This window comes from Thermosyntropha tengcongensis, assembly GCF_055381335.1.
In genome coordinates, this window is record NZ_AP042437.1 from 762,358 (window position 1) to 788,865 (window position 26,508).

Sequence of the window (26,508 nt, forward strand, 5' to 3'; positions counted from 1 at the left end):
AGCGGCAGATATTTTCTTAAAATATTCAAAAGCCCTCCGTTATGTCTGTTATTTTGCCTTTCTGGTTAAAGGTTACTGCAACAAATGCGGGCCTGGTAAAGCTGTAGTCTCCGCCTTCGCCGGTAGTAAAGGAAAGTGTCACGATTACTTTAGTATTACTGGGCGGCTGTTTTTCCGCAACTATGTCGTATATAAACACTTTGCCCCAGCTGAAGGTTTTGTGAACCGGGAACAGCGAATAGATGCCTTCCCCTTCTTCATAGGTATAGATAGGATAGAAATCGTCTGCGAAATATTTTCGCAGCTGCTTAATATTCTTATCGATTTCTTCCGGGTTATCAAACTGATAGGTAGCCATGACAAATTTCCGGGCTATTTCTTTATAATGGCTCAATTCACGCTGGCTGGCTGTATACCTGGCGGAAACATACCTGCTGGCAATACAGTGGTCAAAGATGCAAAAATATGTTATCGCCAGTATGGAACTCAGAATTATAACATGCAGTTCTGATTTAAAAACAGTTATGATATCGGTTTTTTCCTTGAAGGAAGAATTCTTTTTATCCATAGAAACCACCGCTTTATTTAGTTAAGTTCCCTGATATTTTTGATTTTACCCTCAGCATCGAAAGTTATCGCAATAAATACCGGGGTCTTGTCTACATAACCCCCTTCTGATTTTTCCCATCTTCCGACTATGACTGCCATTACCTCATTATCAGGCTTTTTTTCCGCAGCCATGTCTATTATGGTTATCTTCCCCCATTCATAATAAATCTTGCGCTGGTACAGCGGGGAATCACTGGCGGGATTAATGTAGCAAAGGTAAAAATCAGGTTCAAAGCTGCTCCTGATCCGGGCAAGTTTTCTGTCTATTTCAGACGGGTTTTCAAACTGATAGGTAGCCAGTACAAATTCTCTTCCGATTTTTTTAAATCTGGCTAATTCGCTCTTGCTTGCCAGATAGGGGGTTGAATAATATCCATGAACGATATATTTGTTAATGAGATATAAGGCTGTGCTTCCTGCTGCAAAACTTATGGCTGACAGGACAAAAATAAAAAGGGCGTCTTTCCTCAGTTTATGCAGGAAATCTTTCATTTTGCGGAAAAAGGGGAACTGGCTCTGCATAGAGATCACCTTTCAGGGGATGAGGATAAATAATATTTAAGTATTTATAAGCTAAGGTGGCAGCGGGTAATTTTTTCTGCCTGCAGTCTGTTGTAGCTTTAAACTGGAGCAATTATTTTATCTGGCTGACGTTTTGAAAAGCAGTTTTATTCATGGTGGATTAAGCAAAATTTGCTCCGTACAATTTTAGGTATTGAGCTGCCAGCAGCATTTGCAGAAATTTTTGCATAAAAAAATAATTATGCCAAAATTTAAATACTAATTGAAATTTTAGCAGGAATTTCTGTGAAAAGGAAGAATTTTTCATGTTGTATTTTTGAATATTGTGACTTGGGGGGATAAGATGGGAACACGGATAACATTTTATGGAGGTGCTGGCCAGGTTGGCGGCAACCAGATATTGCTGGAAGATAAGATGATGGGCAATATTATGCTTGATTTTGGAATGAATTTTGCTGAGGAAGGGGAGTATTTTGAAGAGTTTTTAAAGCCTTCTAAAAAAAGAGGTCTGCATGATTACCTTTGTTTCGGCTTTATTCCACCTCTGGAAGGTATTTATAGAAGAGACTTTGAACTTGATGATTTATGGGAAAAATTCAAGAACAGGCCTCTGTATCGTAATTTGGAGCTTGATGCAGTTTTTATATCCCATGCCCATACAGATCATTTTGGTTATTTATCTTTTGTAGATGTTACTGTTCCGGTATATTGCAGCCCTGTTACTGCTTTGATAATGAAAGCTATGCAGGATACTTCACAGAATATATTTGATATATGCTATTTTAAGGAATACAAAAAAGAATATTCTAAAATAGAAAAAGATGGGCTCGAATTTACGAAAGAAGTAATTAGAGCTGTTTCTAAATCTGATTCTAAAAATAATTCTAAATATGATCATAATTATCAACTTAGAGGTTTTGTCCTTTTAGAAGAGCCACGGTATGGCTGTGAAAAATTTACAGAATTTATGATTGAATCGCCTACAAAAAGTAATGAAATAAATAAAAATAGGCACAAAATAAAAGAAACCAGGCTTAAAGATTATAAGTATTGGCCTGTTGATCATTCTGTGCCTGGTGCTACTGCTTATGCTTTTGAAACAGAAGGAGGTTGGGTGGTTTATACAGGAGATATTCGCATGCACGGCAAGAAAGGGGGCAAAACTAAGACTTTTATCCAGGAAGCAGCTAGACTTAAGCCAAAGGTTCTTATGTGTGAATGTACACATGTTGATAGGGAAAAATCAGTTACAGAAGAAGATGTCAAGAATAATGCTTTAGATGTTGTCAAGAATGCCAAAGGTAAACTGGTTATCGCTGATTTTGCACCTCGCAATATAGAAAGGCTGGAAACGTTTTTTGACATTGCAAGGTATACAGGTAGAAAATTGGTAGTTACTGATAAAGATTTTTATCTTCTAAGTGCCTTGTATCATAATGTGGGAGAAATAAATTGGGATCCGTTATCAGATGAACATATTAATATTTACTATGATATTTCTTTAAGAGAAGACAAATGGAAAAATAAATTATTGGAGGGTATTAATGACAAATTGGTTATTGGTGATGAGTTAAGGAGGAATCCCGGAGACTACATATTATGTTTTTCTTATTATGACTTTGATGATTTGCTTTCCATAGAGCCTTATAATGCTGTGTATATATATTCTTCCAGCGAAGCTTATAATGAAGAAATGGCAATTGACCATAAGAAAATGCTGAATTGGATTAGATTCTTTGACATGGAATTGTATGGAAAGCTAGGAGATATAAATAAAGATGACGGAAGGTTTCACTGTTCGGGACATATAGATGGACAAGGCATGATAGAGCTTATTGAAACTATAAGGCCTGAGATTATTATTCCCGTACATGGAGAAAACCGCCAGTTTTTTGAAAAGTTCAGAGGAATGGCAGAAGTTGTTTGGCCTAGTGAAAAAGGTTTTAAGATAGAACTATAAACTTTCAAATATTTGAAGAGGGGATTAATACTCAAATATAAAGATAATGTTTGATATATTCATTGTTCGGGAATCAAGTTTAAAAATACTGAAAAAGATATGACAGATAAGGATATTTAATTTGCTTGTGCACTATGTCATTGGGATTTTTTTAAATTTGGTAAAAGAATTATGAATGAGAAATACTTTGGATGTAATTAAGAAGTATTATTTTGTTTTGACCCCCTACCAAATAAATGTACTTTTTCGGCCAAAAGTAGGCTGTTTATCTTTTGTTAATTTTAAAAGAGCAAACTGGATTATAGTTCAAGGCAGAAAAAAAACAGAGGTAAAATTCGGGGAAATGATGTCGCTTATGAGAGGCGGCGGAAAAATAAAAATAAGATTGCAGCTTGATTAAAAAAAGTTGGGAAGAGAGAAAAAAGAGGGGAAGGTTAAATGAAAAGGATTATACTAATTACTGGTTTATTTTTAACATTGATGTTTGTTTTTTTGATCAAAACTGATCCTGTTTATGCTGTAAATTATGAAAATATGCAAAAAAATTACAGAGTTAAAATATTAATTGACAATGAAAATAATGAACTGGAATTAAAGCCAGGTTATGGAGCGCCTTTTATAGTCCAGTCAAGGACATTTGTTCCTTATAGACTTGTTGGAGAAGCTTTAAATGCTCAAATTAATTGGGATGAATCCCAGAAAAAAATAACTGCAATTTTGGATAATAATAAAGTGGAAATGGTTATAGGTGATAAAAGGGTTTTTATGAACGGGCAGAAAAAAACAATGGATGTAGAGCCATTTATAATGAAATCAGAAAGAAGAGTTTATATACCTATAAGATATTTGACTGAAGGCTTAAATTATAAAATAGAAGCTGTAAATGCTAGTTATGGAAGAATTTATATTGTAATTTTTACTCAAGGCCAAGATAGGAGGCAAATAAATTATGTAATAGGTGCTATCAAAAAGAAGTACGCTTGTACTGGCAAAGAAGGACCGGTATATTTGAAAGATGGTTTAGATGATGAAGAAATAGCAAAATTGCAAGATTGGGCAGAAGCTGGCGCATATTCAAATGAGAGAAATGATGTATGTAGATTGGATTGGGCAGTTTATTACAGGTATGATGAAATTAAATCTTATTATGAGCCATGTATGTACAGGTTTTGGGAACCCTGTTTATCATGGACATGGAAATATGAGTTGATAATTGATCCGCGTCTTGTAGGAGAAATAATTTATGAAGATGGCAGTAGAGAAGTCTACTGGTATGTTATTCAAGTTGTAACAGGTAATATGTATGAAATGAAACTTGAAGGAGGAAAAGTATTACGCCCTTATATGATGTTTAATGTCGATCATGAACGCTGTACTCCCATTCCATTGGAAGAAGTGCAACAAAAAATAAAAGAAGAGGCAGAGAAAACAGCTAATGAAGAATTGCGAAATGAAACATATAAAGAATCACAAGCTAAAATGTATTATAAAGAATTTCAGGAGGGAATAAATGAAGAGTTAGAGGAGAAAATAGATGATGAAATTCAGCAAGAGATAAATGAAGAATTAGAGGAAGAAATAGATGAAGAATTTCAGGAAGAAATGAATGATGACAGTTTATTTAATTAGTACTTGTTGAGGCTGTAAAAAATTTTGTGCTTTTATAAAAGCTAAGCCTTACTCCAGTCTGGCAAAATTTATTTTCTAATTTTTAAAAGAACCAGAAGTTTATAAGGATTTGATTTTTATAATTAATAACAAAGTTATTTTGTCCTTAAAATTATTAATTTTTAAAAAGTTAGATTGATTTTCCTGAGACTGAATTTTGTTTATGTTTCTATATTCAGTCTCAGGAAAATAATTTTATATGTAAAGTTTTTTATACTCTTCTAGTGCATAATTGTCGGTCATCCCTGCGATAAAGTCACATATATTTCTGCATAGGCAATTTAAAAAATCATTCTCGTTTGTACTTTTATCCCTATCTAATTGATTTCTTTTTTCTCCAACCTCTTTTTTAAAATCCTCTATTGAATTAATTTGGATAGGGGAACCTTGACAATCACTGTAAATTTGCAATATTACATCATCAGGAAGCTGTTGAGGATTAGCTAAATATGCCCTGAAAAGTTTTCTAATTATAAAGGCGCCTTTCCCATCCATTCTTTGTACTTCAAATGAATTGAGAACTCTATTTTTTAAAAAATTTCTTATTTGTTTATCTTTTTCTACAAATTCTTCAGAAAAACTTACCAATTCAGTAATTCCCTCTGATAACTCACCAAATTTTTCTACAAAACCTTTACGATCTATTTGGTGATTTTCGGTAAATTTTTTTATTTTTTCCATACTATTGGCCAATAATTGTGTAACATAAAGATCAACGATTAATCTGGACATGTAAGGTACAAAATACATACCGTTTATTTGTTTTTCCATATTTTTTAAATTATTATTGAATATAGTTTTATAGTTTTTTCTTTTAAAACTAAGAAAATTAAGATCTGAAAAAGTGTTTTTTAATAATTCGCAAACTTCACCAGGGGTCATAATTTTTGCTAGGATAGCATCTTCCAAATCATGATGCCTTTGAGCTATTTCATCACTTAATTTTACTACTTGCGCTTCCAGCGAAACGGCATCTATTCCCAATTCTTCTATTTTTAGATATTCACAATTATCTGTATAGAAATTAGTCGACAGTTGTCCTGAACATGCACAATTTTTAGGTCTGTAGATTTTAATTTTACATTCTGAATTTTTTTCATCGCAATACGGGCAACGATTTTCCCATTTAGCAGAGGTATGATGGAATATCCCGTAAAGCGTAAAGTTGGTTAAGTTTAGACTTTTATTATCGCCATAAATACTTTTTTCAATTTTAGTCAGAACTCTTATCCCTTGTAGATTGTGTTTAAAACCTTTATTTTCATCTTTATTTATAAAACAAGTGAATTCTTCGCAACCATTCATTATGAGGTTTAACACTCGTTCTCCTATGTGGCCAAAAGGGGTATGACCAACATCGTGTCCTAGAGCAATAGCTTCGGTCAAGTCATCATTTAGTTGGAGATTGGCAGATATAGTACGGGCTATCTGTGCAACTTCAAGGGTGTGGGTTAAACGGGTTCTTCTGTGATCATCGATTTTGGTTAAGAAAATTTGCGTTTTACCGCTTAAACGTCTAAAAGCTTTAGAATATAAAATTTTGTCTCGATCCCTCATGAATTCATTACGGTAGCTATGATTGCCTTCTTGTTGATATTTTCTGCGTATGTATTTTTCAGGTGCGGATAAGGAAATAAAAGAAGTATTTTTTGGCATTTATTGATTTCCCCCCCAAGTATTTAATTTATAAAAATTATTTGTAAAAATTTATATATTAATTGAAATTTTAGCAGGAATTTCTGTAAAAAGGAAGAATTTCTCATGTTGTATTTTTGAATATTGTAACTTGGGGGGATAAGATGGGAATAAAATGCAATTTTTTAATGGTTGAAGAGTATTGAAAACATAATAGTCAGAAGTGTGTTTGTGTAATTATAACTAGCATTTGAAGAGGTGTGGAAGTAAATATGATATCAAAACAAGAAAAGAAGATGATATCGAAAGCGATTGCAGAAGATTTAAAGTTAGGATTGAATGGGATTTCATTAAAAGGTGTAAAACTTTCTTATGATAAAAATATGGCAAATGAAGATACAACAGTTAATATTGGTGTTAGGTTGGGAGACGATTATTTGTTTAATATTAATAGTAATGATAAAATGAGCGATAAAAGTAAATATATTGTAATAGAAATTAAGGAATATAACGTAAACTCTAAACTAAAAAAAGAATTTCAAGATATAAATAAGGCTTTTGCTAATAATACTACATTTTATTTAACTGCTAACCCTAATGGTTTTGATAAACTAAATTTAAATCCTATTGTAAAAGATGGTAAATATAGGAATTTTTTAAATTTAGTGATTGATGCTATAAAATATTTTGCTAACCCAACAGCGAATAATGGTTACTACCAAGCTTGCAAAAAGTTAAATAATCTTTATAAATATAGCAAATTTATGATATTAACGGGGCCCCCGGGTACAGGAAAGACACATATAGCTAAGAGATTAGCTGCTAGGATTTTGGGGATAGATCTTAAGGGAAAGAAGATAACCTTTGATAGCGACTATGATGATAATAAGGAAATTTTTTTTAGTGATATAGATAATCATGAACTAGCAAAACAAATGGAGAAACTCAGATTCAGTAGTCGTAAGTCGGAGGATAGATATAAAGGTGCTTGGGAAATAGTCCAGTTTCATCCTTCTTATACCCGGGAAGATTTTATCCAGGGAATTAAAGTAGAAACTGGTAAAGGAAATATAAATTATGAAATTAAGAACAGGATTTTAGTTGAGATGGTAATGGAGGCCTTGATTGCTTATATATTGTTCTATGATAGCAGTGAAGGCCTTGAGGATTTGAAGAGAAGAGAGATTAAAGATTTGATAAAAAAATATAGGGATATTAGAAAATTTAATGAAATTGCAAATAGGAATCCTGAGGTAAGAGTGAACCATGAATTGGGGGGAGCAATTGGTGAAGAAAAGGGACCCCCTAGATATGTTTTAATTATTGATGAGATTAATAGGGCATTGCTGTCAGCAGTTTTAGGGGAGCTTATATACGGATTAGAGTACAGAAACGAGAAAATAAAGTCTTTATATTTTAATGAAGATAAGGATTATGATTTTTTTATTCCTGAAAACTTTTATATTGTAGGTACCATGAATACAGCGGATTTTTCCTTGGAAACTTTGGATTATGCAGTTCGTCGCAGGTTTGCTTTTTTTCAGTGTCCTTCTGATAAGGAACTACTTGAACGTTATTATGTTGGCAATAAAAGTAACTTATTAAGTTTTGCTAGGGATTTGTATACAAAAGTTGAAGAGTTTTTTTACAGAGAAGGGTACTGCACCTCTAATATGAATAGGGAAGATTTTATGATTGGACATACTTATTTTATGGCTGAGGATGAGGAAGAGCTTATCTTTAAAGCGAAGTATAAGGTGCTTCCTTTATTGAAGGAATACTTAAAGGATGGCATTTTAACTGCCAAAGCTGGAGAAAAAATAAAAGAAATGGAAAAGAATTCACCAAGAGATTGGAAAAAAATTATTTTGTAAAGGGGAGAGGGAAAGTGATAAAGACTATTATTAAGGAATTAGAAGTGGCGGAAATATTGCTGCGGGGGTGGACAAGACAAGTTATTTTGACCGGGCCTCCCGGTACCAGCAAGACTTATTCAGCACGCAGAATTATAGGTTGGCTGATAGGAGAAAATATGTTTGATTTAGATAACAAAAGCTTTGAAAATAAACTCAATGAATGCAGATTTGGCGATCATAATAACGGTAATGTAATTTGGGATATAATTCAATTTCATCCTTCCTACAATTACGAAGACTTTGTAAGGGGGATAACAGTTAGGAGTGAAGAAGGGAAAATTATTTATGAAACGAGGGATAAGATATTGGGAAGGATGGCAAAGGAAGCAGCAGGAGCAGAATCTGGTAGGCATGCAAATAAAATGTATGCGGATATGTTTATGATTTTCAGAAAGTTCCTTGCTGATAGTAATAATTTTGGAAGCGAGAATTTTAATGATATTGATGATGAAAATTTAAAGATTATGGTAGAAGATTTAAAGGAATATAATGAAATTGATGCCTTTCATAAGATAGGCAAGCTGAAAGAAATATATGAAATATATAAGGAATTTGTAACTAATATAGATAAAGATGAGAAAAAATACATTTTGGTTGTAGACGAAATAAACCGCGCACCTTTGGCAGCTGTTTTGGGGGAACTTATATATGCACTGGAGTATAGGGGGGAAGGAATAAAGATACCTTATGAGATAGACGGCGATAGCACTATTAAACTTCCTGATAATTTATATATAATAGGCACCATGAATACAGCAGACCGTTCTATAGGAAGCATAGATTATGCAGTAAGAAGAAGATTTGCTTTTATTTCTTTCTTGCCGGATGAAGAGGTGATTGATTTTTACTATGATAAAAAGGACAAAAATTTAGGAGACAAGGCTAAAAAATTTTTTGGAAGTGTAAAGGATTTATTTGTCGATGAAAATAATTTGGCTCCTGATTTCTATGCTGAAGATGTGCAGATAGGGCATACTTATTTTTTGGCTGAGAGTGAGGAGGAACTGAAATATAAATTTGTTTATCAGGTTATTCCCATACTTAAGGAATATATGAAAGATGGTATTTTTAAAAATAATTTAGTTATGGATGTGGATGGAGAAAAACTGGATTTAAAGAAATCTATTAATGAAATTGCTGAAAAAGTTAATAAAATATGGCAAAATATTTAAAATGCTGATGAGGTTTGCTTTCCAAACTTTCCTGAAAATGGCTGGCAAAGAGAGGTAAGGCAATGAGTGGGGAAGAAGGCATGATAATTTTTTGTGATTATAGTAAAATTGAATGTGAACTTGAAGATAAAATTCAAGAGGAGTTATTAAAACAAGAGAAGCCGGATCCTTCAATAAATTTAGGTATTTTTAGAAATTGGAAATTTAACAATGGTGATTTATGGACAGCTCAGTTTGTTGGCGCTCAATATTTGAAAAAATCGGCAAATGAGTATTTTAAAAATGATAAGGATGAAATGGTTCCCTTAATCATAAAACCAAGATTTGCGGATAATATGCTTTTTTATATATTGGATAAAGTCTTTGCTGATGAAGAGATCGACATTTATTTGCAAGCCAGAAGCAAGGAAAATAAAGGGGAAAGCCAGTTATTTTACATATTTGACAAAGAGCCTTTGATAGAAGTAAGGAAAAAAGATGCCCAAAATTTTATTATATTTATTGCGATAGCATATATTAATACGCTTTACAAGCTGTGCCAAAGGACTATAAAATATCAGTTTATAAAAAAAGAGGAAAATTTAACCGGAAAGATAAAAGGAAAGATTGTTTTTAAACATCATATAAGAGAAAACTTGGTTAGAGGAAGAGAAGACCGGATATTTTGCCAATTTAGTGAGCTTAATATCAATTGTTTGGAAAACCAGATTTTAAAAGCAGCTTTGGAGTGTACTAAGATTTATTTGAGGGAATATGATAAATTGTTGCAGAACAGCGATTTAATAAATAAAATAGCTTTTTGTACTATGGTTTTAAAACCTGTAGAATTAAAAAAAATAAACCCTAATGATTTCAAAGGACTAAAATTCAACGGAATATTTAAAAATTATAAGGAAGCAATAAGATATGCAAAGATAATCTTAAAAAATGTACCTGCAGTGCATCATCAAGAAAGTGAAAATATGGTGAAAATTCCGCAGTATTATATTGATGTCCAGATGCTTTTTGAATTTTACCTGCGTGCACTTGTGAGGGATATACTAAAAGAAGCCGATACTTTAAAAGGCTGGAAATTGAGGAGATATGTTGCCTATGAGGAAAGGGAAAAGGAAAAGGATTTAAGAGTATTTATAGAAAATAAAGAAAATTCTAGATTTTTCTTGAGCAAATACCTTTTGCCTGATATTATGCTTGAGTTTGAAACGGTTAAAGACAATCAGGCTCAAGAAACTGATAACAATAAAAACAAAAGAAGTAGCATTATATTGGATGCAAAATATAGAAGTCAGAAATCTTTAGAGACAGGTCGAAGAGAAATTACTCACCAGCTGTTGGCTTATGGATACCTGTTTGACGCTATAGGTTTGGGATTGGTATTGCCTAAAGCTGATGCGGAGGATGAGGATATTCTTCGTGAGACGAAATTGAATAATTCTTCCCAAAATCCTTATGCAGAAGTGTCTATAGATTTGCATGATAGTAGCAGTTATGAAAAGAATAAGGAAAATCTTAGGAGAGTATTAAAATATTTATTGAATGGTGGGCAATAACTGTATAATTTTTTATTTTACATATTTAATCCCTCTTGATGCACAAGAGGGATTAGTTTTTAATGACCAGGCATAGAACTTAAAAATTTTGTGTTTAAAAGATTTGTCATTTCTTATTAGGTTTGTATATTTAATAATTTTTAAAATATAGAATTTATATATTATAATTTTACATATTAAAATATTATATTAATTAATTATGGTATTATACATTAGAAAAAGATAGATAATCAAACCTGGCTCCATAATTATTTAAAAGTCCCATAAAAGAAACGAGGAATTTTTCAATGAATTTTGTATTAAGTCTAGCTATTAACAGTGAACTGGTACCGTGATATACAGATTTTATATCTGCTGGCGTTAGCAGTTGGCATAATGGATGATGTATATTTTCTATATATTCAATCTCTTCTTCAGGATCCAGGAGATATTCTTCATTCTGGGCATAGTGGAGAACTCTGGCTATATCTATTTCAGGACCGGTTAATTTTAAAACAACCCTGAGGTCTTTTAAGTTAAATGTATTTATATCGAGTATTGCATTCAGTTCTTTATATGTTAGTGCAATTTTTTTACCCTGGGGAGGAAGTTTTACTAATTCGGCGGTTACTCTGTTGTCAGTATAGAAATCATTAAGAAGAAAGAGAAGTTCCTTGAAAAGGTAGTCTTCTATAAAATCCTGGCTTATTTTTACCATGAATCTTTGGTAAGCGGGATTGGGGTTTGGACATATCTGGTAGTAAGTTATGAGTTTTGCGGATTTTGCTTTTTTAAGGGAAATTTTTACTTTTTGGGTTTTATCACGGGTATATATTTCAAGCTTCCTGTTGTTCGGCATATTCAGGATTTTTGAGAAATAATCCATAGTATGAAGTATGATACCTCCTTTTTGGAAGGTTAAATGATAATCAGGTTAAAGTGATATTAAAAATTTAGGGGAAGGAGGGGGTACATCCCCTCCTTTATCTGCTATTTGTTTTACAGCCTTTTATCCTGGAAATATAAAAATTAAAATTGATTATATAGCTCTTCAACTTGCTTAAATATATGAGGATTTTTTTGTAACAATATTTCTTTGATAAAATCCTTTTTTTCTTGCGGAGTTGCAAATCTTTTTCTTTGTTTGCTGGGAAGAGGAATATTTTGGCTGTTGTTTGTGCTGTTTTTTTCCATTGCTGTTTTGCTGCTGTGGAGAGAAGCTAAAGTTTTTCTAGCATTCATTATTTCTTCAATTTCCTTGCGCCTTCCCCATTGTTCCATGAGTTTTTGTTCAATTGTATACAAACTATCCTGATAGTTTTTTTCAACTAGGCCATTACGATAAACCTTAATCAAGAAATTGTTTTGCATAATAAATATAACCTCCTTCTAAATTTTTAATTGGATTAAGTTTTATTATTGCTACATGTTTATAAATGTTATATGTCACCTGCCTTTCTTTTACTGTTTATACATGAAGAGATATACCACCTCCTTTAAACTTGTTGCATATGTTTTTGGTTTTAAATATCTGTTTGACCATATATGGAATAAGTTGATGACTTTTTGGGATATTTCTTTAAAAAAACTATATGAAATTTTTTTATAACGACAATAAATAAAATTTATTATATAACAAATAGCTTTGGGAAGACTTGTAGGTGTTTTTATAAGGCTGGCAGGAAGTGTTTTTTGTGTTGGCTGGATTAGAAGGCGGGATGGCAAGATATTGGGAAATTTTACTGAAAATATAAGGATACAAGCTGTCAGGATGATATTGGTGCAGGACAAAGGCAATTAAGAGTTTTTTAACATAGGGTTCTGCCAGATAATAGTTATAGTTGTAGGGGCGCTTTTGATTATTATGAACGCTGTATTTTAGATTAAGCATGCTTTATTTACGGAGAGGTTTGAGGGTATAAAACTTTACAGAATTTTATAAAAAAGGAACTCAGTTTTTTTACAGAAACTGCGTTCCTTATTTTATATATCTAATTCTTTACCACTTCCATCCTGAAATCCTGGCCCCCTCTTCGCGCAGCTGTGCCAGGATAGAGCAGGCTGTAGATGTGGCCGGCTTTTATGTCAAGGCTCAGCATTTCCCGCAGAACCGGGTCAGGATCTTTTGTAAGGGCTTTTTTTATTTCACTTCCCCGGCTTAAGATTTTAAGGGGGGAGTTTTTTTTGATTTTGCGCAGCAGGGTTTGTCCTTTTTCGGAAAAGCCAAGTACCCTTATGTACCGGGGACCGTGTTCATCAAAAAGCCGGGCTTTTTCCCATGTAAAATCAAAGAGGGCATAAAGGAGGGTGCGGTTTATACGGGTCATGCTGTAGCGTTTGGTTTTTATGTTCTGCCTTAGCTCCTCCAGGTCTGCGCTCTGGTAAGCAGCGTTAAGGAATCTTCCTTCCAGGCCTTCTTTTATCTCATATATGTTTATGAGCTCTTCTTCGGTCATGGTGCGCAGTTTAAAGAGGATAAGGTTTCCCAGTTCTTCATCCAGCACCGGGGCATATCCTTTTTCTATTTCTTCATTAAGGATGTTAAAGCTGGTTTCCGGCAGGGCTTCTTTTATTTTTTCCATAGGGACATTATTTTTCAGGGCCTGGCGGATAGCAGTGGCGCTGGCGATTCTGGTGAGTTCAGTGCTGTGATAGCCGCTGCCGGTACGTTTTATTACAATAGGGGTTATAGCAAGTTTTTTTTCTTTTATATTGCGCAGGTATTCTACAGCCAGTATGTCATTGGGATTTTTTATGAAATCTTTGAGGTTTTTTTCTTCTACTATGTCTTCCAGGGCGCGGGCACGGGCAGCAGGAAAGTTGAGACCTTTATCAAGGTACTGTTTAAGCTGGTTTTTGAATTCCGGGCTTTCTTCCAGCCAGTAACCGGCCAGGGCATCAAGTTTTTTGAGGTTTCCGCTTTCACTTCCGAAAGCAATATGGGTTACTAGGCCGGTTGAGGCCAGCAGGTTTACTCCTCCCCGGGCAAAGTAGTAGGCGCTTCTTACCGCAAAGCAGAAGGGCAGTTCTATAACAAGGTCAGCTCCTGCTGCAAGAGCCATTCTGGCTCTTGCCCATTTGTGGCATAAGGCAGGTTCGCCGCGCTGCAGAAAATTGCCGCTCATTACACAGATTATGCCTTCCGGGTCTTCTGTTTTGCGGGCTTCATTTATAAGGTAGAGATGTCCATTATGGAAAGGGTTGTATTCAGCTATGATTCCTATGACCGACATTTTTTTACCTCACTTGTCATTTTTATGGCCTATATAAATATTGCCAATATCTTATTAATTTATGATAAAATAAAATGTGAAACATGTACACATGTTTCGGTGAGGGAAAAAATAAGGGAGGTAGAAGGGATGAGTTTGTTAGCACAAATCAGGGAAAAAGCAGCCAAGAAGCAGAAGACTATTGTTCTTCCCGAAGGTTTGGAAGAACGCACCCTTATGGCTATTAAGCCTATTGTTGAAAACAAGATTGCAAGGCCGATACTCTTGGGGGATGAAGGAGAAATAAGGGCAAAGGCCAGCCAGATTGGTGCCGATATTTCAGGCGCTGAGATTATTAACCCTGTAAAAGCACCTTATTTTGATGATTATGTACAGGCTTTTTATGAAATGCGCAAAGACAAAGGGGTAGACCTGGATAAGGCTAAAGCAGCTATGCTTGATCCGCTGTACTTTGCCTCCATGATGGTAAAGATGGGACAGGCTGATGGTGAAGTAGCTGGTGCTGAAAATACCACTGGAAATGTTTTGCGCCCCGCTTTGCAGATCATCAAGACACAACCTGGCATTTCCGCTGTTTCCGGGGCATTTATCATGATTGTTCCCGACTGTGAATATGGTCATAATGGCATATTTGTTTTTGCTGACTGTGCGGTAACTCCTGTTCCGACTGCCGAACAGCTGGCTGATTTTGCCAAGGCTTCTGTTAATACTGCTGTTGAGCTTTGCGGCATTGATGATCCGAAGATTGGCATGCTTTCTTTCTCTACCAAAGGTAGTGCAAGCCATGAAGTAGTTGATAAGGTAGCTAAAGCTACTCAGATAGCCAAGGAAAAATTCCCCGAACTGAAGATTGATGGTGAACTGCAGGCTGATGCTGCTCTGGTTCCCAAGGTTGGTGCCTCCAAGGCTCCCGGCAGCCCGGTGGCAGGACAGTGCAACATACTTATATTCCCTGACCTGCAGGCTGGTAATATCGGATATAAGCTGGTACAAAGGCTGGCCAAGGCTGAGGCTATTGGTCCCATTCTGCAGGGTATGGCCAAGCCGGTTAATGACCTCTCCCGCGGCTGCAGCGTAGAAGATATTGTTAATGTAGTAGCTATGACTGCAGTAAGGGCTTAATCTGTTTTCAAAAATTTAATATGCAATTTTAAGGAGGTAATTAATAGATGAAGGTTTTGGTAGTTAATGCGGGCAGCTCATCTATAAAGTATCAGGTTTTTGATATGACCAATGAAACTGTTCTGGCTAAAGGATTGGTCGATCGGGTGGGGATTCCGGGAACTACTCTGGAACATAAGCCGACCGGCAAGGATGAAGTGGTTATAAAGAAAGATCTGCCTGACCATACAGAAGGCATGAGGCTGGTTCTGGAAGTTTTGACCCATGAAGAGTATGGTGTAATCAAGAGCATGGATGAAATTGGCGCTGTAGGGCACCGGGTAGTACATGGCGGCGAAAGCTTTGCTGAATCCGTAATAATCGATGACCATGTCAAGAAAGTTATTCAGGACTGTTTTGATATTGCTCCTTTGCATAATCCTCCCAACCTTATGGGGATTGAGGCATGTCAGGCCCTTATGCCCAATATTCCTCATGTAGCTGTTTTTGATACTGCTTTCCATCAGACTATGGAACCGGCTAACTATCTGTATGCTCTGCCTTATGAAGTATATGAAAAGTATCATGTAAGAAGATATGGTTTCCATGGAACTTCTCACTATTATGTATCCCACAGGGCTGCTGAAATGCTGGGCAAGCCTTATGAAGAGTGCAAGATAATAACCCTGCATCTCGGCAATGGTGCAAGTATGGCTGCCATAAAGAACGGAAAAGTGGTAGACACCACCATGGGCTTTACTCCTCTGGAAGGATTGGTAATGGGTACCCGCTGTGGAGACATTGACCCGGCTATCGTGTTCTATCTCATGGAAAAGCTTGGAATGGACACCAAGGAAGCCAACAACTACTTCAACAAGAAATCCGGTATGCTGGGGCTTTCCGGCGTATCCAATGACCTGAGGGATATACTGGAAGCCGCCAAATCCGGAAATTACAGAGCCCAGATTGCGCTGGAAGTTTATTACAACAGGGTAAAAGGGTATATCGGAAATTATATTGCCAAGCTGAACGGCTGTGACTGTCTGGTATTTACGGCTGGTGTTGGCGAAAACGGCTATGACATAAGAGAAAATATATGCAAGGATTTAGATTATCTCGGGATTAAGATTGACGTAGAAAAGAATAAGGTAAGAGGAAAAGAAGTAGATGTGGCTGCTGAAGATTCCAGGGTAAGAATATTTGTAATTCCTACCAATGAAGAACTGGTTATTGCCAGAGATACTTACAGATTGGCACAGGGCAAATAATATATATAAACTGATAGCAGTGAAGGCAGGGATAACCTGCCTTCATTTTTTGCTTCATTTGTATAAGGGGTTATTTTGTGCTACTATGTTTTGATAAGGAGATGATAGTTTAAATTCTTATAATCTCTTATGCTTTTATTGACAATACCTGTCCGGGAAGACTATAATTATTCTGGTGTTTTTATGGGGTGCATATTATGAGAATCAATCTGAAGGAATTAAAGCAAAAAACGGTAGCCAGTGAGGATTACAGCTTTAATGCCAGGTTTGGCGATGAACTGCTTTCCTCCCTGGGAGGGAGGTTTTCAGGGCCTGTACATGCTGATCTGCGTGTGGAAAGCACGGGTAAGGTTTTCTGGGCCCGGGGAGATCTGCATACAGGGATAGTTTTTGCATGTTCCCGCTGTTTGCAGGAATTTATATTTCCGGTAAATATAGAACTGGATTTTAATATAGCAGATGCTGTTTACCGGAATGATTTTGCAGAGGAAGAAGCAGTGTTTTTTACTGGTGATGAAGTGGATATAACTTCTTATCTGGAAGAAGAAATCCTGCTTTCATTGCCGATGCAGCCTTTGTGCGACGAGAACTGTCGGGGATTATGCCCTATCTGTGGAGCAAATCTTAATGTGGAAAACTGCAGATGCAGTGACGAAAAGATTGATCCCCGCTGGGAGAAATTAATGCAATTAAAAACAGGGAAGGAGGTTTAATCCATGGGTGTACCGAAGAGGAGACAGTCACATTCCCGCAAAAACAAGAGGCGTTCTGAATGGCTGAAAATAGAAAAGCCGGTGCTGGTAGAATGCCCTCAGTGCCATGAGTACAAATTGCCTCACAGAGCATGCTTGAATTGTGGATATTACAAAGGGAAAAATGTTATGTAACCATGTAAATATATTGCATTTTAACCAAAAAGTAAGTTAAAGTCTTGTTAAAAGACTTAAAGCTTACTTTTTGTTTTTAAGGAGGATGTTAAATGAAAATTGCTCTTGATGTTATGGGGGGAGATTATGCCCCTTATGAGATAATTGCGGGAGCAGTTGATTTTATCCAGCAGGAAAAGAAACAGCTTGTTCTGGTGGGAAAAGAAGAGGTTATAAAAGAAGAGCTTAAGAAGTACAGCTTTGACAGCAGCCTGGTGGAAATAGCAAATGCTTCAGAAGTGATAGGCATGGACGAATCCCCGGCTACTGCTCTGCGCAAGAAAAAGGATGCCTCTATAGTGGTGGCCACCAAACTGGTGAAGGAAGGTAAGGCAGATGCTGTTGTGTCCTGTGGGAGTACAGGAGCGCAGATGGCAGCAGCTATATTTATTTTGGGACGCATGGAAGATATTGAAAGGCCTCCTATCATCACTTTTGTTCCCAATCAGAATGAAAGCTGCACTTTTCTTATCGATGTGGGGGCCAATGTGGACTGCAGGCCGCGTCAGCTTTTGCAGTTTGCCCTGCTGGGCAAGGTTTATGCAGCTTCCGTTATGAACATCGACAATCCCCGGATAGCCCTTCTTAATAACGGCGAAGAGGAGACTAAAGGCAGCAGCCTCTATGTGGAGGCCTATAATCTTTTGAAGGAGGCTCCTGAGCTCAATTTTATCGGCAATATAGAGGGCAGATACATTTTTGATGGCAAGGCAGATGTAATCGTATGTGACGGTTTTACAGGCAATATAGTATTAAAGACGATTGAAGGGGTTTCTTTATTTATTGCCCGCAATGTAGCCAGAGAGCTGGGAACTTTGCCTTCCTTCTTTAACAAAATGGATTACACTAAAATAGGTGGAGCGCCGCTCCTGGGAGTAAATGGCATAAGCATAGTGTGCCATGGAAGTTCCAGAAGAGAAGCGGTATATAACGGCTTGTGCGTAGCTCGGGATTGCATAGAGAAGGATATTGTAAGAAAACAGGCAGAAATGCTGGCTAAAATCAAAGAAAATTAAAGGAAAAAGCAGGTATGGCTGCCTGTAATGCGTAATATTTATAGGTAGAAGATTTTCACAAAATCAGGAGGTAAAGGGAATATGGAAGAGTTTTTTGCCCTCGCCAGAAAATTTTTGGCTGACCAATTAGGAATTGAAGAAGACCTGATTCAGATGGAAACTACTTTTGAAGAGATTAATGCTGATTCCATCGACATTGTAGAAATGATAATGGCCCTGGAAGATGTTTATGATGTAGAATTCCCTGAGGAAGATCTGGAAAACTACCCCACGATGGGCTCTCTGGTAAGTGCATTATATGAATATCTTACCCAGGTGAAAAATGCCTAATGATTTAGAAGCTGCTGCCAGGTTTTTGCGGGATAATAATCTCCATTTCAATAATCCCGGGTTAATAAGGATGGCACTAACCCATCCTTCCTATGCCCAGGAAAAAAACAGCCCGGTTAACAATCAGCGCCTGGAGTTTCTGGGGGATGCTGTCCTCAATTTTATTGTAGCCGAATATATTTACAATCATTATCAGGATAAACCGGAAGGTGATCTTACCAGGATAAGGGCCAAGGTGGTATGTGAAAAATCGCTTGTAAAGGTGGCAAAGAAGATAAATCTGGGGGATTACCTGCTTTTGGGCAAAGGAGAAGAAAAGTCTGGCGGCAGAATGAGAAATTCTATTCTGGCTGATGCAGTGGAAGCAGTTATCGGCGCTATATACCTGGATCAAGGGTATGAAAAAGCCCGGGACTTTATTCTGCTGCATCTTAAAGAGTATATAGAAGAGAGTGCCGATGGGGATTATTATGACTATAAGTCCAGGCTGCAGGAGATGGTACAGGCAGTAAGCAGTGAAAATGTAAGCTACCGGATTATAAGTGAAAGCGGTCCAGCTCACTGCAGGAATTTTGTGGCAGGTGTCTTTTTTCAGGGGAAGCTTATAGCTACCGGTGAAGGCAAAAGCAAAAAGGAAGCTGAACAAAATGCAGCGGAAAAGGTGTTAAGGGAAAATCTTTTAAAATTTATAACCAAAAAGGGGAAGTAAGTTGCGAAAACATTTCAATATACCAATTTTTATACCCCATTTAGGCTGTCCTTTTGACTGTATATTTTGCGACCAGAAAAAAATTGCCTCTGCACAGGGAGCACCGGAAGCAGGCAGCATAAAAGGCATAATTGAGGAACATCTGGCTACTATTCCAGAAGGTTCGGATGTGGAGGTAGCTTTTTTTGGCGGAAATTTTACTGCTGTTAGAAGGGAATGGCAGGAAGCTTATTTGCGGGAAGTCTTTCCCTATATTGAGGCAGGAAGGATAAGTGCAGTAAGGATTTCCACCCGACCTGACTGTATTGATGAGGAAATTTTGTCTTTCTTAAAGTTATGGCGGGTTAAGGTTATCGAGCTGGGGGTTCAGTCTTTACATGATGAAGTTTTAAAAGCATCGCGCAGGGGATATACAGCCGGTGATGTTTTTAAAGCTTGCCATCTTATAAAAGAACACGGATTTCGACTGGGTATTCAGCTTATGGTGGGCCTGCCCGGCGATAACTACAGGTATTCCCTCATGACAGCCCATCTGGCAGCCGGCCTGAAGCCGGATATGGTGCGGATTTACCCTGCTCTGGTTATATCAGGTACGGCTCTGGAAAAGATGCTTGTAAGAGGGGAATATGAGCCTTTGAGTCTGAAAGAGGCGGTAAGGACAGTAACCGATATGTTTCTTGTCTTTGCCTCCCACGGTATTAAGGTTATACGTATGGGGCTGCAGCCCAGCGAGGAGCTGCGGGGAGAAGGAGTAGTAGCAGCTGGGCCTTTTCATCCTGCTTTTGGTGAACTGGTAAAACAGGAGGTATTTTTGAGGCAGAGTGAAATGCTGATTGCTGATGCAGGGGATTTGAAAAATAGTGATGAAATAACTTTTTTTGTAAATGGGCGAGAGGTATCCAAGCTGGTAGGCAATAAAAAGGCTAATATAAACTATTTAAAAGAAAAATACGGTTTTAAAGATATTAAGGTAAAATCTTCCCTTTTCATGGCGGAAGGGGCTTTAGGTATAGGAAAAGATGAAAAACTGTATAAGATTTTGCGTTTTGAAGATTTTCTAAAAAGGCTGCCTAATTTGTAGAAAAAGGCTAAAGCAGCAGAGACTTTAGCCTTTTTTTATGGATAAAAATGGCTGGTTGTCGTTTTTTTGTAAAAGGGAATTAAGCGGTTTTGTCAAATAAATCAGAAGGAAGTTGTTGATTAAGCTTAGAGCGGGGAGAAAAATATGCGGGATGAAATTTTATCTGAGCTTTACCGGCATCAGGGGGAATATGTTTCTGGTCAGGAACTGGCTGACAGGCTGGGAATAACCCGGGTAGCGGTATGGAAAAATATAGAAGCCTTAAAAGAGGAAGGTTATGAGATTGAAGCAGTGAGCCGCAGAGGATATATTCTGCATAATGGGAAGGAAATGGTAGTTCCCGGGGTGGTGCAGGAGGAACTTAAGGACAGGCTTCTGGGGAGGAAGGTTATATATTATCCTGAGCTGGATTCTACCAATGAGGAAGCTAAACGGATGATTGGTGCCGGTAAGAACCTGGAAGAAGGTGTGGTTATAGTAGCTGGCAAACAGACAGCAGGCCGGGGAAGGCTGGGAAGAAAGTGGGAATCACCAAAAGGAGGCCTGTGGTTTTCGGTTGTTTTGTGCCCCAGGCTACCAGTAAGCGAACTTTCGCTTTTATCTCTGGTTTTTGCCTGTGCCGTAGCAAAGGGCCTTGGCAGTTTTTTGCCTTATCCGTGCGAGATAAAGTGGCCCAATGACATTTATATTAAAGGGCGTAAAGCGGCAGGCATACTTCTGGAGCTGAGTGGGGAACTGGATTTGGCCAATTATCTTATAACCGGGATAGGCATAAATGCAAATGTGGATATAAATTCCCTTCCTGATGAGCTAAAGGGGATTTCTACCTCATTATATATGGAAACAGGAAGGAAAATAGATATAAATAGGCTGCTGGTGAGTGTACTAAGGAGTATGGATGAGTATTATAAATTGTTTTTGCAGAACGGTTTTGCGCAAATAAGGGAAGAGTTTAAAGAGCGGTGTATGCACCTTGGACGAAAAGTTTGCATAAAAAGGGGAAACAGCTATATAGAAGGGATAAATGAGGATATAGATTTGATGGGCAATATGGTTGTAAACACAGGCCGGGAAGTTATAAGGGTATCTACAGGTGATGTAAGCATTATAGGGGTTTAGGAGGAAAAAAAGTGTACCTTAAAAAGATAGAGATGAAAGGTTTTAAGTCTTTTGCCGACCATACGGAAATAATTTTTAAACCTGGGGTTAATGTAGTGGTAGGCCCCAATGGGTGTGGAAAAAGCAACCTGGTAGATGCTGTGCGCTGGGTACTGGGAGAAAATAACATCAGGGAACTTAGAGGGCAGAAGAGTGAAGATGTTATTTTTAACGGTACTGATAAGTTTCGGCCCTTGAGCATGGCCAGTGTGGAGATTGTGCTGGACAATACAGACAACCTTCTGCCGCTTGAATACAGCGAGATTTCGGTAGGGCGCAGGATTTTCCGCTCTGGAGAAAGTGAGTTTTATCTTAATAAGTCCCGGGTGCGCATGAAGGACATAAATAAGCTTTTTACCGGAACTGGCCTTGGCAAATGCGGCTACTCTATAATAGGACAGGGGGAGCTGGAAGAAGTTTTAAACGGAGAGCCTCTGGACAGGAGGCTTCTTCTGGAGGAAGCTTCCGGAATTATAAAGTACCGGCAGCAGAGAAATGAAGTGAAAGCGAGGATTGCCAGTACCGGCAGTGATTTGGTAAGGATTGGTGATATATTAGGGGAGCTTAAAAATCAAAAGGATGAACTGGAGAAAAAGGCTGAAAAGGCTGAGCTTTATCTTAAGCTGAGGGAAGAGTTTGATGACCTGAAATACAGGGTAAGCCTTTTTGAAATAAAAAAGCTTCAGGACAGCCTTTTGAAACAGGAAGAATGCCTGCGGGAAAAAAGCGCAAAACTGGCTCTGCTTCTGGCAGAAGCTGAGGAAAAGGAAGGGCAGCTTGAACAGGAAGAAAGCAGGCTTCTGCTTAAAAGGGAATACATAGCTCAGTATAAGGAAGAAAGGTATCGTCTGGAAAATGAGATAAATGAATTAAGAAGCCTTATTAACTTAAGCGGGGAAAAGATAAAAAACAAGGAAGAAAGAATAGAGACAGCCAAAAAGGATAAGGTTAGATATGAAGAGATGCTTGAAGGGCTCTGCAAAGAGCTGGAAAAGATTGAAAAGGATTATCGGGATGCAAAAGAAGAGTACCGGGAGAAACAAAATCTTTTTTGCACGCTGGAAAATAAGCTGAAGGAACTGGAAAAGGAAATAGAGGATAAGAAGAGCGAATTTGAAATTAAAAAGGAACTGGTTTTTAAAACGGCAGAAGAGGCGGCAGATGCCAAAAATAGATTTCGGAGCGAAGAGGAAAAATTAAAGAAGCTTAAGGAAAAGCGGGAACGGCTGGCGATAAGAAAAGAGGAAATTGAGGAACGTTTGCTGAGGCAGAAGGAAGAGGCCAGTTTTTTAAGAAAGAAAAAGGAGCAGGATGAGAAGTTAGTTTTAGAGCTTAAGTCTGAACTGGCAGAACTGGAGAACAGGAGAAAGTCGCTGCTTGATGAAATGAATACGGCCAGCAGCCGGCTGGAGGCTTTAAACCGGCGAAAGAGCGAGATAATGCAAAAAATCATGCACCTGGAAGATGTGAAAAAGAATTTTGCCGGTTATTCTGCTGGAGTAAGGTTTATAATGCAGAATAGGGTCAAATTATCAGGTATATTGGGTATACTGGGAGAGCTTATTGAGGTTCCCCCTGGACTGGAAACAGCTATTGAGGCAGCAGGAGGCAGGGGCCTTGAAAATATAGTGGTAGATAGGGCGGTAAATGCAGAAAAAGCAATTAATTTTTTAAAAAGGCATAATGCAGGAAGGGTAACCTTTTTGCCTCTTGACATGCTGAAGGTACAAAGACTGCCGGAGGAAGCAGTGGAAAAAATGGCGGGAAAGGATGGAATTCTGGGGCTTGCTTCCCGGCTTGTCAGATATGAACCTTTTTATGACCGGGCAGTGGAGTACCTTCTGGGACGGGTGGTAGTAGTAAAGGATATAAGGATAGGGATCGAGCTTTTTCACAGATTGGATTATCCTTTACGCATAGTAAGCCTGGAAGGAGAAACTATAAATTTGAGCGGGGCTATGACAGGAGGCAGCAGAAAAGAAACTGTTAAAACCCCTCTGCAGTACAGGAGTGAAGAAAAAAGCCTCAAAGAAGAGAAGGAAAAGCTGGAAAGAGAGGTAGCTAAGGAGAACGGAGTCCTGGAAACTATAAAGAAAGAGCTTAAAAAAGTCGATGATGTTATAGAGGATAAGAAAAAAGGAATTGCCGAAATCGATTTTACTCTGGGTATGCTGGTTAAAAACCTTAAGGAAGCGGAAGAAAAATTTTCCTGGCTGGAAAAGGAGAAAAAGGCTGTTTTACAGGAAGATAGACTTGTTTTAGATGAGATCAGGCTTCTGGAAGAAGAAATGCAGGCTCTTTACCATGAGCACAGGGAAAAGGATTTTATAAGTGAGGAAATGGAAAAAGAGCTGGAAGATTTGAAGATAAGCCTGGAAGAGAAAAAAAGGGATATGAGGGTATATGAAGAAAGGCTGGCAGCTTATCGTGAACAGCTGGACATGAAGGCCAGAGAGCTTAAAAAGCTTGAACACAGCCGGGAACAGTTTAGAGAGGTAAAAGATTCTTATCTTAAATCTATTTTTGAAGCAGAAAAGCTTATTGAAAAGCTGACCGGGGAGATTGCCGGGGAAAAGGAGACATGCCTGGCTTCTGAAAAAAGATGGCAGGAAAAGCTTTTGGAACTTGAGAAGGTTAATGATGAACTTATAAAACAGCGCAGTGGGGAAGAGGAACTTATAAAAAGTATAGGAAAAATAAAAGAAGAGATAGAGCCTTTAAGGATTGGGATTGCCAGCCTGGAAAGAGAAGTTAAAAACCTGGAGATTGGGAAAGCCAGGCTGGAGGCTGAACTGACTGCTGTAAAAACCAGGTTTATGGAAGAATTCAGAGAGGAAGTTCCTGAATTCATAATGGAGATACATACAGCCAGAGAAAACAATGAATATAAGCGGAGGATGGAGAGCTTACAGGCCAGGATGGAAGAAATGGGAAATGTTGATGTGGAAGCTATAAATGCTTACCGGGAGTTAAAAAACAGGTTTGATTTTATGAAAAAGCAGTATGATGACCTTAAAGAAGGCAGGGAAGCACTGGAAAAGCTGCTTAAGGAAACCGAAGAATTGATGCACAGGGAATTTATAAACTTTTTAGACCTGGCTAACAAGAGTTTTAAAAAGACTTTTACCGAGATTTTCGGGGGAGGAGATGCGGTTTTAAGGCTGGAGGATATTGAAGACAAGCTTAATGCCGGGGTAGAAATAGAAGTAAAGATGCCGGGCAAAAAAGCCCAGGCTTTAAGCCTGCTTTCCGGAGGGGAGAGGGCACTTACCTGTATAGCTTTTATCTTTGGGCTTTTAAGGCTTAAACCTGCTCCTTTCTGCCTTCTGGATGAGATAGACGCAGCTCTGGATGAGACCAATCTGGTGCGTTTTGCCCGTTTTATAAGAAAAATGGCAGAAGAAGTGCAGTTTATTATCATCAGCCACCGTCAGGCCATGATTGAGGCGGGAGAAACTGTTTATGGGGTGACTATGCCGGAGAAGGGAGTTTCTTCTGTTTTGACTCTGAACATGAAAGATATTGAAAGTATGGCAGGATAAATTTAGTAATGGAGGATGGGATTATGGCTTTTTTTGACCGTTTTAAAGGAAAAAAGCGGGAAGATAAAGGAGAAGAAAAAAAGTCGGAAAATGTGCTGCAGGAAGAAAAAAGCCCTGAAGAGGAAGTAGATGAGGTTTTGCCGGAAGAAAGGGAGGAGGAAGTTAAAGAAGAGAAGGGAGAAAAAGAACCTAAAAAAACCGGCTTTTTTGACCGCTTCAAGAAAAGTTTGAGTAAAACCAGGGCTAATATAAGTGATAAAATTGTTAATCTGGTCAAGACTAATAAAAAGCTGGATGATGATTTTTATGAAGAACTGGAAGAAATTTTGATTCAGGCTGATGTGGGGGTAGAAACTTCCCTGGAACTGGTGGAAAATATACGCAGAGCGGCCAAGAAAAATAAAATCAATGATTCTGAACAGGTGATGGAACTTATAAAGCAAGAAACTGCCAGAATCCTGAGTGATTATGATACATCACTTAATGTAAATGTAGATGAAAAACCGGCTGTTATACTGGTGGTGGGAGTTAATGGAGCAGGGAAGACTACTTCTATTGCCAAACTGGCTTACCGGTTTAAAAAGGAAAACAAAAAGGTGCTGCTGGCAGCAGGAGACACTTTTCGGGCAGCTGCTATTGACCAGCTGCAGATATGGGCTGACCGGGTAGGGGTTGAGCTCATAAAACACCAGGAAGGTTCTGATCCAGGAGCAGTAGTCTTTGATGCCATAAATGCAGCTAAAGCTCGCAGGGCCGATGTTTTGATAATAGATACGGCCGGCAGGCTGCAGAATAAGACTAATCTCATGAAGGAAATAAGCAAGGTAAGAAATATTATTGAAAGAGAAATCCCTTCTGCTCCCCATGAGGTGCTTCTGGTAATTGATGCGACTACCGGACAGAATGCGGTAAGTCAGGCCAAAATATTCAAAGAGGCTACCGGGGTATCAGGTATAATTCTTACCAAGCTGGACGGTACTGCCAAAGGAGGCATAGTCCTTGCTATTTCCAAAGAACTGGGGATTCCGGTAAAGCTGGTAGGAATAGGCGAAGGCCTGGAGGATTTGCGCGATTTTGATCCGGTGCTGTTTGCGGAGGCGCTTTTTGGAGATAGAGAAGAAGACGAATAAGGA

23 protein-coding genes are annotated in these 26,508 nt (G+C 37.8%); 17 read left to right on the forward strand and 6 right to left on the reverse strand.

Features of this window, described 5'->3' with window-relative positions; genetic code table 11:
* Positions 1-25 precede the first annotated feature (25 nt).
* On the reverse strand, positions 26-568 hold the full coding sequence (locus ACZ42E_RS03700) for a hypothetical protein (protein WP_464893110.1): 543 nt from the start codon (positions 566-568) through the stop codon (positions 26-28).
* A gap of 17 nt (positions 569-585) precedes the next feature.
* The gene (locus ACZ42E_RS03705) at positions 586-1,131 is read right to left on the reverse strand and encodes a hypothetical protein (protein WP_464893111.1); all 546 of its coding nucleotides are present in this window, start codon (positions 1,129-1,131) and stop codon (positions 586-588) included.
* 343 nt (positions 1,132-1,474) lie between these two features.
* Here ACZ42E_RS03705 and ACZ42E_RS03710 point away from each other — a divergent pair, with 343 nt between their 5' ends.
* Together ACZ42E_RS03710 and ACZ42E_RS03715 are read left to right on the forward strand one after the other, a co-directional pair.
* On the forward strand, positions 1,475-3,091 hold the full coding sequence (locus ACZ42E_RS03710) for an MBL fold metallo-hydrolase RNA specificity domain-containing protein (protein WP_464893112.1): 1,617 nt from the start codon (positions 1,475-1,477) through the stop codon (positions 3,089-3,091).
* A 438-nt stretch (positions 3,092-3,529) separates the two neighbouring features.
* The gene (locus ACZ42E_RS03715; protein ID WP_464893113.1) at positions 3,530-4,720 is read left to right on the forward strand and encodes a copper amine oxidase N-terminal domain-containing protein; all 1,191 of its coding nucleotides are present in this window, start codon (positions 3,530-3,532) and stop codon (positions 4,718-4,720) included.
* 234 nt (positions 4,721-4,954) lie between these two features.
* On the opposite strand, the gene dgt is transcribed toward ACZ42E_RS03715, so the two are convergent.
* Complete coding sequence (dgt, locus tag ACZ42E_RS03720) at positions 4,955-6,415, reverse strand: dGTP triphosphohydrolase (protein WP_464893114.1); 1,461 nt, start codon at positions 6,413-6,415, stop codon at positions 4,955-4,957.
* Between the two features lie 239 nt (positions 6,416-6,654).
* On the opposite strand from dgt, the gene ACZ42E_RS03725 reads away from it, so the two are divergent.
* The 3 genes from ACZ42E_RS03725 (at position 6,655) to ACZ42E_RS03735 (ending at position 11,032) form a co-directional block, all read left to right on the forward strand.
* Positions 6,655-8,268, forward strand: coding sequence for an AAA family ATPase (locus tag ACZ42E_RS03725; protein ID WP_464893115.1), 1,614 nt, complete (start codon positions 6,655-6,657; stop codon positions 8,266-8,268).
* Positions 8,269-8,426: 158 nt separating this feature from the next.
* Positions 8,427-9,482, forward strand: a complete 1,056-nt coding sequence (locus ACZ42E_RS03730) for an AAA family ATPase (protein ID WP_464893116.1) — start codon at positions 8,427-8,429, stop codon at positions 9,480-9,482.
* 62 nt (positions 9,483-9,544) lie between these two features.
* On the forward strand, positions 9,545-11,032 hold the full coding sequence (locus tag ACZ42E_RS03735; RefSeq protein WP_464893117.1) for a 5-methylcytosine restriction system specificity protein McrC: 1,488 nt from the start codon (positions 9,545-9,547) through the stop codon (positions 11,030-11,032).
* Positions 11,033-11,237: 205 nt separating this feature from the next.
* Here the strand turns inward: ACZ42E_RS03735 and ACZ42E_RS03740 are convergent, their stop codons facing one another.
* Positions 11,238-11,897, reverse strand: coding sequence for a hypothetical protein (locus ACZ42E_RS03740; protein ID WP_464893118.1), 660 nt, complete (start codon positions 11,895-11,897; stop codon positions 11,238-11,240).
* A 143-nt stretch (positions 11,898-12,040) separates the two neighbouring features.
* Positions 12,041-12,382 (reverse strand): hypothetical protein, encoded by a 342-nt coding sequence (locus tag ACZ42E_RS03745; protein ID WP_464893119.1) that lies wholly within the window; start codon positions 12,380-12,382, stop codon positions 12,041-12,043.
* 274 nt (positions 12,383-12,656) lie between these two features.
* On the opposite strand from ACZ42E_RS03745, the gene ACZ42E_RS03750 reads away from it, so the two are divergent.
* Entirely contained in the window at positions 12,657-12,812 is a 156-nt protein-coding gene (locus ACZ42E_RS03750) for a hypothetical protein (RefSeq protein WP_464893120.1), read from the forward strand.
* Between the two features lie 190 nt (positions 12,813-13,002).
* On the opposite strand, the gene ACZ42E_RS03755 is transcribed toward ACZ42E_RS03750, so the two are convergent.
* A complete protein-coding gene (locus tag ACZ42E_RS03755; RefSeq protein WP_464893121.1) occupies positions 13,003-14,244 on the reverse strand; it encodes a nucleotidyltransferase in 1,242 nt (413 codons plus the stop codon).
* A 129-nt stretch (positions 14,245-14,373) separates the two neighbouring features.
* Here ACZ42E_RS03755 and pta point away from each other — a divergent pair, with 129 nt between their 5' ends.
* The 11 genes from pta to ftsY all read left to right on the forward strand — a co-directional run bounded on the left by pta (position 14,374) and on the right by ftsY (position 26,505).
* A complete protein-coding gene (pta, locus tag ACZ42E_RS03760; RefSeq protein WP_464893122.1) occupies positions 14,374-15,366 on the forward strand; it encodes a phosphate acetyltransferase in 993 nt (330 codons plus the stop codon).
* 47 nt (positions 15,367-15,413) lie between these two features.
* Positions 15,414-16,613 (forward strand): acetate/propionate family kinase, encoded by a 1,200-nt coding sequence (locus ACZ42E_RS03765; protein ID WP_464893123.1) that lies wholly within the window; start codon positions 15,414-15,416, stop codon positions 16,611-16,613.
* Between the two features lie 197 nt (positions 16,614-16,810).
* The gene (locus ACZ42E_RS03770) at positions 16,811-17,326 is read left to right on the forward strand and encodes a YceD family protein (protein WP_464893124.1); all 516 of its coding nucleotides are present in this window, start codon (positions 16,811-16,813) and stop codon (positions 17,324-17,326) included.
* Between the two features lie 3 nt (positions 17,327-17,329).
* The gene (gene rpmF, locus ACZ42E_RS03775; RefSeq protein ID WP_464893125.1) at positions 17,330-17,500 is read left to right on the forward strand and encodes a 50S ribosomal protein L32; all 171 of its coding nucleotides are present in this window, start codon (positions 17,330-17,332) and stop codon (positions 17,498-17,500) included.
* Between the two features lie 92 nt (positions 17,501-17,592).
* Positions 17,593-18,555 (forward strand): phosphate acyltransferase PlsX, encoded by a 963-nt coding sequence (plsX, locus tag ACZ42E_RS03780; protein ID WP_464893126.1) that lies wholly within the window; start codon positions 17,593-17,595, stop codon positions 18,553-18,555.
* Positions 18,556-18,636: 81 nt separating this feature from the next.
* Positions 18,637-18,885: an acyl carrier protein gene (locus ACZ42E_RS03785; RefSeq protein WP_464893127.1), complete on the forward strand. Its 249-nt coding sequence runs from the start codon at positions 18,637-18,639 to the stop codon at positions 18,883-18,885.
* Positions 18,878-19,594 carry a ribonuclease III gene (gene rnc / locus ACZ42E_RS03790; RefSeq protein WP_464893128.1) on the forward strand — a complete coding sequence of 239 codons (717 nt, stop codon included), beginning with the start codon at positions 18,878-18,880 and terminating at the stop codon, positions 19,592-19,594. Before ACZ42E_RS03785 ends, rnc begins: the two co-directional genes overlap by 8 nt.
* Position 19,595: 1 nt before the next feature.
* The gene (locus ACZ42E_RS03795; RefSeq protein ID WP_464893129.1) at positions 19,596-20,675 is read left to right on the forward strand and encodes an elongator complex protein 3; all 1,080 of its coding nucleotides are present in this window, start codon (positions 19,596-19,598) and stop codon (positions 20,673-20,675) included.
* Positions 20,676-20,819: 144 nt separating this feature from the next.
* Positions 20,820-21,794, forward strand: a complete 975-nt coding sequence (locus ACZ42E_RS03800; protein WP_464893130.1) for a biotin--[acetyl-CoA-carboxylase] ligase — start codon at positions 20,820-20,822, stop codon at positions 21,792-21,794.
* A gap of 11 nt (positions 21,795-21,805) precedes the next feature.
* Positions 21,806-25,375, forward strand: a complete 3,570-nt coding sequence (gene smc, locus ACZ42E_RS03805) for a chromosome segregation protein SMC (RefSeq protein ID WP_464893131.1) — start codon at positions 21,806-21,808, stop codon at positions 25,373-25,375.
* An 8-nt stretch (positions 25,376-25,383) separates the two neighbouring features.
* Positions 25,384-26,505: a signal recognition particle-docking protein FtsY gene (gene ftsY / locus ACZ42E_RS03810; protein ID WP_464893132.1), complete on the forward strand. Its 1,122-nt coding sequence runs from the start codon at positions 25,384-25,386 to the stop codon at positions 26,503-26,505.
* Positions 26,506-26,508 lie beyond the last annotated feature (3 nt).

Excerpts from the sequence above, each read along its gene's own strand:
- ACZ42E_RS03700 (WP_464893110.1), bottom strand. The coding sequence starts at position 568 with ATGGATAAAAAGAATTCTTCCTTCAAGGAAAAAACCGATATCATAACT.
- ACZ42E_RS03705 (WP_464893111.1), bottom strand. The coding sequence starts at position 1,131 with ATGCAGAGCCAGTTCCCCTTTTTCCGCAAAATGAAAGATTTCCTGCAT.
- ACZ42E_RS03710 (WP_464893112.1), top strand. The coding sequence starts at position 1,475 with ATGGGAACACGGATAACATTTTATGGAGGTGCTGGCCAGGTTGGCGGC.
- ACZ42E_RS03715 (WP_464893113.1), top strand. The coding sequence starts at position 3,530 with ATGAAAAGGATTATACTAATTACTGGTTTATTTTTAACATTGATGTTT.
- dgt (WP_464893114.1), bottom strand. The coding sequence starts at position 6,415 with ATGCCAAAAAATACTTCTTTTATTTCCTTATCCGCACCTGAAAAATAC.
- ACZ42E_RS03730 (WP_464893116.1), top strand. The coding sequence starts at position 8,427 with ATGTTTGATTTAGATAACAAAAGCTTTGAAAATAAACTCAATGAATGC.
- ACZ42E_RS03735 (WP_464893117.1), top strand. The coding sequence starts at position 9,545 with ATGAGTGGGGAAGAAGGCATGATAATTTTTTGTGATTATAGTAAAATT.
- ACZ42E_RS03740 (WP_464893118.1), bottom strand. The coding sequence starts at position 11,897 with ATGGATTATTTCTCAAAAATCCTGAATATGCCGAACAACAGGAAGCTT.
- ACZ42E_RS03745 (WP_464893119.1), bottom strand. The coding sequence starts at position 12,382 with ATGCAAAACAATTTCTTGATTAAGGTTTATCGTAATGGCCTAGTTGAA.
- ACZ42E_RS03755 (WP_464893121.1), bottom strand. The coding sequence starts at position 14,244 with ATGTCGGTCATAGGAATCATAGCTGAATACAACCCTTTCCATAATGGA.
- pta (WP_464893122.1), top strand. The coding sequence starts at position 14,374 with ATGAGTTTGTTAGCACAAATCAGGGAAAAAGCAGCCAAGAAGCAGAAG.
- ACZ42E_RS03765 (WP_464893123.1), top strand. The coding sequence starts at position 15,414 with ATGAAGGTTTTGGTAGTTAATGCGGGCAGCTCATCTATAAAGTATCAG.
- ACZ42E_RS03770 (WP_464893124.1), top strand. The coding sequence starts at position 16,811 with ATGAGAATCAATCTGAAGGAATTAAAGCAAAAAACGGTAGCCAGTGAG.
- rpmF (WP_464893125.1), top strand. The coding sequence starts at position 17,330 with ATGGGTGTACCGAAGAGGAGACAGTCACATTCCCGCAAAAACAAGAGG.
- plsX (WP_464893126.1), top strand. The coding sequence starts at position 17,593 with ATGAAAATTGCTCTTGATGTTATGGGGGGAGATTATGCCCCTTATGAG.
- ACZ42E_RS03785 (WP_464893127.1), top strand. The coding sequence starts at position 18,637 with ATGGAAGAGTTTTTTGCCCTCGCCAGAAAATTTTTGGCTGACCAATTA.
- rnc (WP_464893128.1), top strand. The coding sequence starts at position 18,878 with ATGCCTAATGATTTAGAAGCTGCTGCCAGGTTTTTGCGGGATAATAAT.
- ACZ42E_RS03800 (WP_464893130.1), top strand. The coding sequence starts at position 20,820 with ATGCGGGATGAAATTTTATCTGAGCTTTACCGGCATCAGGGGGAATAT.
- ftsY (WP_464893132.1), top strand. The coding sequence starts at position 25,384 with ATGGAGGATGGGATTATGGCTTTTTTTGACCGTTTTAAAGGAAAAAAG.